This is a genomic window from Antrihabitans stalagmiti (assembly GCF_016482825.1).
GTDB lineage: Bacteria > Actinomycetota > Actinomycetes > Mycobacteriales > Mycobacteriaceae > Antrihabitans > Antrihabitans stalagmiti.
In genome coordinates this window covers 1-10,608 of the sequence record NZ_JAEMNV010000008.1, presented here as the reverse complement: position 1 = coordinate 10,608, position 10,608 = coordinate 1, and the positions used below count along the sequence as shown (strand labels likewise).

The window sequence follows — 10,608 nt, the reverse complement described above, 5'->3', positions numbered from 1 at the left end:
GTATCACCGCAAACGTTGAAACAGAGGAGCACAACAACAATGGCCGATCGCGTCGTACTCGCCTACTCGGGCGGGCTGGACACCTCCGTCGCCATCAGCTGGATCGGCAAGGAGACAGGTGCCGAGGTGATTGCCGTCGCAATCGATCTCGGCCAGGGTGGCGAGGACATGGAGGTCGTCCGGCAGCGCGCACTCGATTGTGGTGCCGTCGAATCCGTCGTCCTCGATGCTCGTGACGAGTTCGCCGAGGACTACTGCCTACCGACCATCCAGGCGAACGCTCTCTACATGGACCGCTACCCGCTGGTGTCGGCCATCTCGCGCCCGCTGATCGTCAAGCACCTCGTCACCGCTGCCCGCACTCACGGCGGCAACATCGTCGCGCACGGCTGCACAGGCAAGGGCAACGACCAGGTGCGTTTCGAGGTCGGCTTCAACACCCTCGCGCCGGATCTCGAAGTGCTCGCGCCCGTCCGTGACTACGCGTGGACGCGCGAGAAGGCGATTCGTTTCGCCGAGGAAAATGCCATCCCGATCAACGTCACGAAGAAGTCGCCGTTCTCGATCGATCAGAACGTCTGGGGCCGCGCGGTCGAAACCGGGTACCTCGAGGACCTGTGGAACGCGCCGACGAAGGAGGTCTACGACTACACCGTCGATCCGACCGTCAACTTCCTCGCGCCCGACGAGCTCATCATCTCGTTCGAGAAGGGCCGCCCGGTCGCCATCGACGGTCGTGAGGTCAGCGTTCTGCAGGCGATTCAGGAGCTCAACAAGCGTGCGGGTGCGCAGGGCGTCGGCCGGCTCGACGTGGTCGAGGATCGGCTCGTCGGCATCAAGAGCCGCGAAATCTACGAGGCGCCGGGGGCGATGGTGCTGATCGCTGCCCACCAGGAGCTCGAACACGTCACCCTCGAACGCGAGCTTGGCCGCTACAAGCGGCAGCTGGAACAGCGGTGGAGCGAGCTGGTGTACGACGGCCTGTGGTTCTCGCCCCTGAAGGATGCACTCGACACGTTCGTCGTGCACACCCAGGAGCATGTGACGGGCGATATTCGGCTCGTGCTCAACGGTGGCCACATCAGCGTCAACGGTCGCCGCAGCAAGGAATCCCTGTACGACTTCAACCTTGCGACCTACGACGAGGGCGACACCTTCGACCAGTCGGCGGCGAAGGGTTTCGTCCAGCTGCACGGCTTGTCGTCGAAGATCGCAGCGCGGCGTAACCGGCTTGCGGGAGAACGGGGACTGTGACCTCGCAGGACGCACCCCACACGAACGAAGGCGCGTTGTGGGGCGGTCGGTTCGCATCGGGACCGGCCGCTGCCATGGCTGCGCTGAGCAAGTCGACGCATTTCGATTGGGTGCTCGCGCCGTACGACATCCGAGCGTCCAAGGCGCATGCTCGCGTGCTCAACAAGGCGGGTCTGCTTCGTGACGAGGATCTACGGACGATGCTCGACGGTCTCGACAACCTCGCGGCCGACGTCGCGTCGGGAGCGTTCGCGCCCGCCGAGTCCGACGAGGACGTACACGGTGCTCTCGAGCGCGGCTTGATCGACCGCGTCGGAGCAGAGGTCGGTGGCAGGCTGCGGGCAGGTCGATCACGCAACGACCAGGTCGCGACGCTGTTCCGGATGTGGTTGCGCGATGCTGCGCGACGCGTCGCGGGCGGGCTCCTCGACGTGGTCGATGCGCTCACGACCCAGGCAGCGTCGCATCCGGATGCGGTCATGCCGGGCAAGACGCACCTGCAGGCGGCGCAGCCGGTACTGCTCGCGCATCATCTGCTTGCGCACGCACATCCGCTGCTTCGCGATATCGCGCGCCTGCAGGACTTCGACAAACGCGCGGCGGTCTCGCCGTACGGTTCGGGTGCGTTGGCAGGCTCGTCGCTCGGTCTGGATCCGGATGCCATCGCGGCCGATCTCGACTTCGACAGCGCAGCGCAGAACTCGATCGATGCGACGTCCTCGCGGGATTTCGCGGCCGAAGCAGCGTTCGTCTTCGCCATGATCGCGGTCGACCTCAGTCGGATGGCCGAGGAAGTGATCATCTGGAGCACACCCGAGTTCGGGTACGTGACGCTGGCCGATGCGTGGTCGACCGGATCGTCGATCATGCCGCAGAAAAAGAACCCCGACGTCTCCGAGCTCACGCGAGGCAAGGCCGGTCGCCTGATCGGTAACCTCACCGGATTGTTGGCCACGCTCAAAGCGCAGCCGCTTGCCTACAACCGTGACCTGCAGGAAGACAAGGAACCGGTCTTCGATTCGGTCGCGCAGCTCGAGCTGTTGCTTCCGGCGATCGCCGGACTCGTTGCGACGCTGACCTTTCACACCGACCGCATGGCCGAGTTGGCCCCCGCCGGCTTCACCCTGGCGACCGACATCGCCGAGTGGCTCGTGCGGAACGGCGTGCCGTTCCGCGTTGCACACGAGGCGGCAGGAGCGTGCGTTCGCGCTGCCGAAGCTCGCGGGGTTGGGCTCGCGGATCTGACCGACGCCGAGTTCGCGGCGGTCGATCCCGCGTTGACGCCCGCGGTGCGGGACGTGCTCACGGTTGCCGGTTCGATCGCGTCACGCGACGCTCGCGGCGGCACGGCCGGCGTGCAGGTCGCGGCGCAGCTCGGTGAGGTCCGGCGTACGGCCGACACCCTCCGGCCGTGGTCGGGCGTGAGCTGAACATTTCCCAGGTGCCCGCACTGTTGTCGGCGGTATGGAAAGCTCGTCACAACGACGTCGTGTAGGTCTGAATTCGTCCTTGTCTTGGGAGTGTTGTCGTGGTTGAAATTAGTGCGGAGTCCGTTATCGGTCCGATCCAAAGGCTGGTTGCGACCGCGCAGAACGGGCTGGAGGTCATCCGGTTCGGTGGCCTCGAAACCGGTGCGACCGGTACGCCGTTCGACGTCGTCGAGCGCAAACCGATGTACCGGCTGCGGCGTTACTTCCCGACCGAAGAGCTGGGATCGCGCCCACCTGTCGTGCTGGTGCCGCCGATGATGATCAGCGCAGAGGTCTACGACGTGACCACCGACGCGGGCGCCGTCGGCATCCTGCACAAGGCGGGCATCGATCCGTGGGTCGTCGACTTCGGCTCGCCCGCAACCGAAGAGGGCGGCTGGGAGCGCACCCTCGCCGACCACGTTGTTGCGGTCAGTGACGTCGTCGACGACGTGCGTCGGCACACCGGCCGCGACGTTCACCTCGGCGGCTACTCGCAGGGCGGCATGTTCTGCTACCAGGCAGGCGCGTACCGGCACTCGAAGAATCTGGCGAGCATCATCGCTTTCGGCAGCCCGGTCGACGCTGTCGCAGGTATGCCGCTCGGCCTGCCGGCGAACATTGCTGCCAAGGGCGCGGAATTTCTTGCGGACCACGTCTTCAACCGTCTCGCGGTCACCGATCAGATGGCCCGCACCGGGTTCCAGCTCTTGGATCCGATCAAGACTGTCAAGGCGCGCTGGGATTTCGTCAGGCAGTTGCACGACCGCGAAGCGCTACTCCCACGCGAGCAGCAGCGCCGGTTCCTGATGACCGATGGCTGGGTGCCGTGGTCGGGCCCGGCCGTTGCGGAACTGCTCAAGCAGTTCGTCGTGCACAACCGGATGATGTCGGGTGGTTTCGTCGTCCGCGATCAACTCATCACTCTCGCCGATCTCACCTGCCCGATCCTCGCTTTCGTCGGTGAGGTCGACGACATCGGTCAGCCCGCGTCCGTGCGCGGCATCCGCCGGGCAGCGGCACGCGCCGAAGTCTTCGAAGCGACCTTGCGCGCAGGACATTTCGGCCTCGTCGTCGGTGGCACGGCGGAACGGCAGACCTGGCCGGGTGTCGCGGCGTGGGCGCTGTGGCGCGAAGGTCTCGGACCCAAGCCGGACATCGTGCACGAGATGTCCGCCGACATCGACCCCGAAGCGCCCGCCTCGGTCGGATCGGTCGGATCTCGGTTCGCCCACACCGCCGCGACCGTCGCCGAGGTCGGTGCCGGCGTCGGTCGAGAGATCGTCGGCTTCGCGAGCAACGCCTTCCGCGGCACACTCGAACTGTCCAGCGAGGCAGCACGTGCATTGCCGCGGTTGTCGCGACTGGGTCAGATCCAGCCGCACACTCGAATTTCGCTCGGCGGTCTACTTGCCGAACAGGGTCGTCGTGCGCCGCTCGGCGAGTGCTTCCTCTTCGACGATCGGGTGCACACCAACGCGGCTGTCAACACCCGTATCGACAACGTCGTCCGTGGCTTGATTCAGGTCGGCCTTCGCCCGGCCGCGCACGTCGGTGTACTGATGGAGACCCGCCCGAGCGCGCTGGTCACCATCGCTGCCCTTTCACGACTCGGTGCCGTCGCGATTCTGCTGCCACCCGGCTCCGACCTTGCTCGCGCTGCGGAGTTGACCGGAATCGACACTGTCGTCGCCGACCCGGACAACGTCAAGAGTGCCGCTGCGACAGGGTTGAAGGTGCTGGTCCTCGGTGGTGGCGAGAACCGGGGTCTCGACGTCGAGGTCGGTGGCAACGTCGTCGACCTCGAGCAGATCGACCCGGGTGCGGTCCGCATTCCTGCCTGGTACAAGCCGAATCCGGGCTTGGCTCGTGAACTCGGGTTCGTGTTGTTGAGTGGTTCGGGCGCCGCGATGGAGGCCAAGCCCGTCACCAACCATCGGTGGGCGCTTTCCGCATTCGGTACCGCGACGTCGGCCGACCTCGATCGCAACGACACCGTGTACTGCCTTGCGCCACTGCATCATTCGTCCGGGCTGTTGGTGAGTCTCGGCGGTGCCGTCGCCGGTGGATCTCGTATTGCGTTGTCGCGCAGTCTCGATCCGTCACAGTTCGCCGACGAGGTGCACCGCTACGGCGTCACCGTCGTCACCTACACGTGGACCATGATGCGCGAAATTCTCGACGCGGAAGAGTTTCCGCTCGGTCGCGATCACCCTGTTCGGTTGTTCATCGGGTCGGGTATGCCGGTCGGGCTGTGGCAGCGCACCACCGACCGTTTCAAGCCGGCTCGCGTGCTCGAGTTCTACGCGTCCATCGAGGGTGATGTCGTGCTCGCCAACGTCAGCGGCAACAAGATGGGTTGCAAGGGCCGATCCGTGCCTGGCACAGCACATGTCGAGCTTGCGGCCTACGACGCTGTCGCCGGTCGATTCCTCGAGGACGACGAAGGTTTCGTTCGCAAGTGCGTCGACGACGAGGTCGGGTTGCTGCTAGGGCGGGCGACGTCAGGTGTCGAGATCCCGCACGGTGGTATGCGTGGTGTGTTCATGCAGGGCGACTCGTGGGTCCCGACCGAAAACCTGTTCCGGCGTGATGCGGACGGTGACTACTGGTTGGTGGACAACAAACACACGGTGGTGAAGGCGCCGCGCGGTCCGGTCTACACGCAGCCGATCGTCGATCAGCTCGACGAGATCGGTGAGGTCGATCTTGCGGTCGCGTACGGGGTCGAATCCGGCAACACGCAGTACGCCGTCGCGGCGGTGACGGTGCGCGCGGGAGCCGATCTGCCGATCGAGGTCGTCAGTGAGGCTTTGCGCGGACTGCCGTCGAACGACCGCCCCGATCTCGTGCACATCGTGGACGAGATCCCGGTCAGCTCGACTTTCCGGCCGAGCGCGCGTGAGCTTCGAACTGCGGGTCTACCGAAACCGGGTCCGACGACGTGGTGTTACGACGGCCACGACGGCGCCTACAAGGAACTGACCGAAGAGGTTGCGTCGAGGCTGTTCCCAGCCGAGAGCGCGGGCTAGCGTACGGTCGCTGTCGTGGCATCAGACTTCGCATTCGATCCGTTTCTGCTCTCCATCCTGGCGTGCCCGCAGGACAAGGGTCCGTTGCTGCTGGTCAGCGGCGATGCGGGCATCGAAGCCTTCTACAACCCGCGGCTTCGGCGGGCATACCCGATCGAGCAGGGGATTCCCGTACTGCTGATCGACGAGGCGCGTGACGTGACCGACGAGGCCGAACACGACGACCTCGTGGCACGCGGCGAGGCTGCACCCGCAGTCTGATTGCGCTCGGCGGTCGGCGTCAGAAGATGTCGCCGGTGAAGTAGCGCTGCAGCGTCGGGGCCGCCAGCTCGACCAGTTCGTCGATGGGCATCGACGCTATCGGTTCGAGAAGGATCATCTTGCGGGCCACAAGGATTCCGAGGACCTGGGACGCGGCCAACGCAACCCGGTGTTGGCCTGTGCCTGCCGGGAAGTCGACCCGATCACGCACACCCTTCAGCGCAATCTCGAGTAGAAACGTCCGGATCAGACTCGGGTCCGCGCCGGCCATGACGCCGCGGAATGCAGCGAGTATCCCCACGCCTGCTGGTCCGTCCCACGCGCCGACGACAGCACGCAGCAGTTGCTCGCCGAGTTCGTCGACCGAAGCGGCGTTCACCGCTGCCAGCACAACCTGAGGATCGACGGGTAGTTGCGCGACGCTGACGAACAGTTCCTGTTTCGTTCCGAAGTAGTGGTGGACGAGTGCCGAATCGACGCCTGCGCCTGCGGCTATGGACCTGATCGACGCTTTATCGAAGCCGACTTGCGCGAATCGTTCTCGTGCCGAGTCGAGTATCGCCTCGCGGGTGCCCGATTGGCCGGGCCGGCGGCCTGTGCGGCCGCCGTCCGGCTTGTCCTCGTTCGAACCTACGGACATCGCTACGGGGTCCGTCGGCGTAGCGTCGCGGCGGCGAGGCAGAGTGCGACGACCGCGAATCCGGCAACTACTGCCAGGTCACGCCACATAAGCCCGGTCGCTCCCGTCTGCGTCGATACCTCGTTCAAGGCATCCACCGCGTAGCTCAGCGGCATCAGATTGCTTATCCATTCGAGCCAGTCTGGCAGCTGTCCGCGTGGTACGAGCAGACCGCAAAGAAAGATTTGCGGCGCGACGATCAGCGGCATGAATTGCACTGCTTGAAACTCGGTGCGCGCGAATGCGCTTGCGAGCAGACCGAGCGCGACGCCGAGCACAGCGTCGACCATGGCCACCAGGATGACCAGTGCGACGCCACCTGCCGATTCGAGGCCGAGTAGGCCGAAGCTGACCGCGCAGGCGAACAGCGCCTGGATCCCCGCTGCGATCGAGAATGCGGTGCCGTAGCCGCCGAGCAGGTCGAGTTTGGACACCGGTGTGGTCATCAGACGCTCGAGCGTTCCGGAGGTGCGTTCGCGTTGCATCGCGATCGCCGTGATCAAGAACATCACGATGAACGGCAGGATGCCGAGCATACTGATGCCGACGCGGTCGAACAGGCTCTGCTGCCCCGGCATTGTGGGGGCGTTCTGATAGATGAAGTACAGCAGCGTCATGAGCAGTGCGGGTACTGCGACGATCATCGCAACGGTTCGGTGATCGGCTTTGAGCTGCTTGAGGATTCGGACCGACGTCGCAGCGTAGGCGTTGGCGTTCATGCTGGTACACCTTCGTTTCGGATCAAGGTCAGGAAAGCGTTTTCGAGGCTGGTTTCGCCTGTCTTCTTGCGAAGTTCGTCGGGTGCCAGTTGCGCGAGCAGTTTGCCGTCGCGCATCAGCAGGAGCTCGTCGCAATGTTCGGCCTCGTCCATGACGTGGCTCGATACGAGCAGGGTCGCTCCGGCTTTCGCGAGAGCGATGAAGCGTTCCCACAGCTCGACGCGAAGCACAGGATCGAGCCCGACCGTCGGTTCGTCGAGGACGAGAAGGTCCGGTTCGGCGACGAGTGCGCAGGCGAGCGACACACGAGTGCGCTGACCGCCGGACAGTTCGTCACCTCGATGTCCGGCCCGATCACTGAGGCCGACAGACTCGATCGCCGCCGCGACCTCGGCTGGTCCCTTGCGGTAGAACGCGCCGAAGTAGGCGACGTTGTCGCGCACGGTCAGGTCGGAATAGATGCTCGGGGATTGCGTGACGTAGCCGACGCGTGTGCGCAATCGTGCCGATCCCGCAGGCTCACCAAGCACGGTGACATCGCCCGATTCGACGATCTGGGTGCCGACGATGCTCCGCATCAGCGTGGTCTTCCCGCACCCGGAAGGACCGAGCAGACCCGTGATCGAACCGCGCTGAACGGTCAGGCTCACGTCATGCAATACGGGCTTGCCGCCGCGTCGGACGGTGAGGTTGCGGATCGCGATCGCGTCCGCGTCGTCGGGGACGGTCATGGTGTAGCTCCAATTCATCAGGCGGTGAAATCATCACGTAATGAATTTATAGACCGGCCAAACGCGCAGGTCAAGAGGCAGGGCAGAATCGGTTGTGTGACGAGCAAGAGGGCGCTGACCTCGTGAGTCCTTTCGGAGGGCCCGACCGCCGAAAAGACTCACGAGCAGCGGAGGTACCTGCCCCTGTTTTTGCGGCAAGTCGGATGCTCGATGCGCGGCTGAGTGCGAACGGCGTCGTTGTGCGGATCGTCGAGGTCGAGGCCTATGGGTCCGAAAGGGAGGGGCCGTGGCCGGACCCGGCCGCGCATTCCTATCGCGGGCCCACACCGCGGAACTCGATCATGTTCGGCGAACCGGGACGGCTGTACGTCTACCTGAGCTACGGCATGCACTACTGCCTGAACGTGACGTGCGGTGCGGAGGGAAGTGCTGCAGCGGTGCTGCTTCGTGCGGGCGAAGTTGTGGAAGGCTACGACCTGGCTGCGAGGAGGCGGCCATCGGCGAAGCGTGCGGCAGACCTCGCCCGGGGACCGGGCAACCTCGGGAGTGCGCTGGGTATCACGTTGTCGGACTACGGAGTTCGACTGTTCGATCCTGCGGCACCCATCCGGCTCGAGCTCGGCGAACCGACGACGTGGTCGAGCGGTCCGCGGGTGGGAGTGAGCTCCGCTGCCGATCGGCCGTGGCGTCTGTGGCTTCCCGATTCACCTGCGGTCTCGGCATACCGGCGGAGTCCCCGAGCGCCCGGATCGGGTGATGCGGGAAGATCGTCGGGTGACTGACATTGTCGACGAACTGACCTGGCGCGGGCTCATCGCGCAGTCCACCGACCTCGATGCGCTGCGCAGCGCACTGGCCGCGGGAACGGTCAGCCTGTATGCGGGGTTCGATCCGACCGGTCCGAGCTTGCATGCTGGACACCTGGTTCCGCTGTTGGCCCTCAGGCGATTTCAGCGTGCGGGCCATCGCCCGATCGTCCTTGCCGGTGGTGCGACGGGAATGATCGGCGATCCGCGTGATGTCGGTGAGCGCACGATGAACTCGGCGGACACCGTCTCCACGTGGGCGCAGCGTATTCGGTCGCAGTTGGAACGGTTCGTCGATATCGACGATTCGCCGACCGGTGCCGTTGTAGTGAACAACCTGGACTGGACCTCGCAGTTGACTGCGGTCGACTTTCTTCGCGACATCGGCAAGCACTTCTCGGTGAACGTGATGCTTGCGCGGGACACGGTGAAGCGCAGGTTGGAGGGGGAGGGGATCTCCTACACCGAGTTCAGCTACATGCTTTTGCAGGCCAACGACTACGTCCATCTGCGACGCGAGTACGACTGCGTTCTGCAGGTCGGCGGGTCCGACCAGTGGGGCAACATCATTGCCGGCGTCGAGCTGAACCGACGGGTCGACGGTGCAGCGGTGCACGCGCTCACGGTGCCGTTGGTGACGTCGGCCGACGGCAAGAAGTTCGGCAAGTCGACGGGTGGCGGCAGCCTGTGGCTCGATCCCGAGATGACCAGCCCCTATGCCTGGTACCAGTACTTCGTGAACACCGGCGATGCCGATGTCGTCCGCTACCTGCGCTGGTTCACCTTTCTGTCCGAGGCCGAGCTCGCGGAGTTGGCGGAGGCAACCGAGCAACGCCCGCACGCTCGCGAGGCGCAACGCCGGCTCGCAGCGGAGATGACCACCCTCGTCCACGGTGAGGCGAACACCCGTGCCGTCGAGTTGGCGAGTCAAGCTTTGTTCGGCAGGGGAGAACTGACCGAACTCGACGAGCCCACGCTGGCTGCGGCACTGCGCGAGGCGTCTGTCGCGCAACTTGGCGACGGCGAACCGAACTCGATCGTCGATCTGCTTGTGGCAACCGGCCTCAGCGAGAGCAAGGGTGCTGCTAGGCGAGCAATCAAAGAGGGCGGCGCGGCAGTGAACAACGTCCGGATTTCCGACGAGACCTGGACGCCGACAGCAGGGGACTACCTACACGGCAAGTGGCTGGTTGTCCGGCGCGGGAAGCGCAACTTTGCGGGCGTGGAGTTAGCCGGGATTTAACGTCTTTTCGGTGGGCTGGATCACATCGTTGTGATTTACTCGGGTTCTGCGGGAAATCCGTAGCGCTGAGCTGCGCCGATGCGATCCGAAAAGCCTCCGACCAGGCGATTTGACGTGGTGTTCTTGTTCGCGTAACTTTCTTCAAGTCAGAGCGACACGGACGCCAACCAGGACCGAGAGGTCAGGGAAACGAGGCCGGACGAGGAGCGCCTGAACTCCAGAAGTTCAAGCTAGAAGGTTAGCTTGTGTCTTCGAAAGATCAGATCAGCCGAGCTTTGACTCGGTCTGGATGATCAGCTAGGCTGGAACGGTTGCCCCGGATGACCTGCTTTGGTGGGTTGGATGGTGTGTGCGTGTTCTTTGAGAACTCAACAGTGTGTCGATGAATGTCAGTGCCAAATATTTTGTTTTGGT

At 64.5% G+C, this 10,608-nt stretch carries 9 protein-coding genes; 6 read left to right on the top strand and 3 right to left on the bottom strand.

The window, feature by feature from the left end; genetic code table 11:
• Positions 1–39 precede the first annotated feature (39 nt).
• From JGU71_RS21930 to JGU71_RS21915, 4 genes are all read left to right on the top strand, one after another.
• Complete coding sequence (locus JGU71_RS21930) at positions 40–1,254, top strand: argininosuccinate synthase (protein ID WP_199706574.1); 1,215 nt, start codon at positions 40–42, stop codon at positions 1,252–1,254.
• Entirely contained in the window at positions 1,251–2,684 is a 1,434-nt protein-coding gene (argH, locus tag JGU71_RS21925; RefSeq protein WP_199706572.1) for an argininosuccinate lyase, read from the top strand. The genes JGU71_RS21930 and argH overlap by 4 nt, the downstream gene beginning before the upstream one ends.
• 98 nt (positions 2,685–2,782) lie before the next feature.
• The gene (locus JGU71_RS21920; RefSeq protein ID WP_199706570.1) at positions 2,783–5,755 is read left to right on the top strand and encodes an AMP-binding protein; all 2,973 of its coding nucleotides are present in this window, start codon (positions 2,783–2,785) and stop codon (positions 5,753–5,755) included.
• A gap of 15 nt (positions 5,756–5,770) precedes the next feature.
• Positions 5,771–6,016 (top strand): Trm112 family protein, encoded by a 246-nt coding sequence (locus JGU71_RS21915; RefSeq protein ID WP_199706568.1) that lies wholly within the window; start codon positions 5,771–5,773, stop codon positions 6,014–6,016.
• A gap of 19 nt (positions 6,017–6,035) precedes the next feature.
• On the opposite strand, the gene JGU71_RS21910 is transcribed toward JGU71_RS21915, so the two are convergent.
• From JGU71_RS21910 to JGU71_RS21900, 3 genes are read right to left on the bottom strand one after another with little or no spacing between them, the layout of a single operon-like run.
• A complete protein-coding gene (locus JGU71_RS21910) occupies positions 6,036–6,656 on the bottom strand; it encodes a TetR/AcrR family transcriptional regulator (RefSeq protein ID WP_199706566.1) in 621 nt (206 codons plus the stop codon).
• Positions 6,657–6,658: 2 nt separating this feature from the next.
• On the bottom strand, positions 6,659–7,414 hold the full coding sequence (locus JGU71_RS21905; protein WP_199706564.1) for an ABC transporter permease: 756 nt from the start codon (positions 7,412–7,414) through the stop codon (positions 6,659–6,661).
• Positions 7,411–8,145 (bottom strand): ABC transporter ATP-binding protein, encoded by a 735-nt coding sequence (locus JGU71_RS21900; protein WP_199706562.1) that lies wholly within the window; start codon positions 8,143–8,145, stop codon positions 7,411–7,413. The genes JGU71_RS21905 and JGU71_RS21900 overlap by 4 nt, the downstream gene beginning before the upstream one ends.
• Before the next feature lie 122 nt (positions 8,146–8,267).
• Here JGU71_RS21900 and JGU71_RS21895 point away from each other — a divergent pair, with 122 nt between their 5' ends.
• Positions 8,268–8,927, top strand: coding sequence for a DNA-3-methyladenine glycosylase (locus tag JGU71_RS21895; protein WP_307829762.1), 660 nt, complete (start codon positions 8,268–8,270; stop codon positions 8,925–8,927).
• The gene (tyrS, locus tag JGU71_RS21890) at positions 8,920–10,194 is read left to right on the top strand and encodes a tyrosine--tRNA ligase (RefSeq protein WP_307829761.1); all 1,275 of its coding nucleotides are present in this window, start codon (positions 8,920–8,922) and stop codon (positions 10,192–10,194) included. Before JGU71_RS21895 ends, tyrS begins: the two co-directional genes overlap by 8 nt.
• Positions 10,195–10,608 lie beyond the last annotated feature (414 nt).

What these genes read in the sequence shown, in the direction of transcription:
- JGU71_RS21930 (WP_199706574.1), top strand. Translation starts at nt 40, where the DNA reads ATGGCCGATCGCGTCGTACTCGCCTACTCGGGCGGGCTGGACACCTCC.
- JGU71_RS21910 (WP_199706566.1), bottom strand. Translation starts at nt 6,656, where the DNA reads ATGTCCGTAGGTTCGAACGAGGACAAGCCGGACGGCGGCCGCACAGGC.
- JGU71_RS21905 (WP_199706564.1), bottom strand. Translation starts at nt 7,414, where the DNA reads ATGAACGCCAACGCCTACGCTGCGACGTCGGTCCGAATCCTCAAGCAG.
- JGU71_RS21900 (WP_199706562.1), bottom strand. Translation starts at nt 8,145, where the DNA reads ATGACCGTCCCCGACGACGCGGACGCGATCGCGATCCGCAACCTCACC.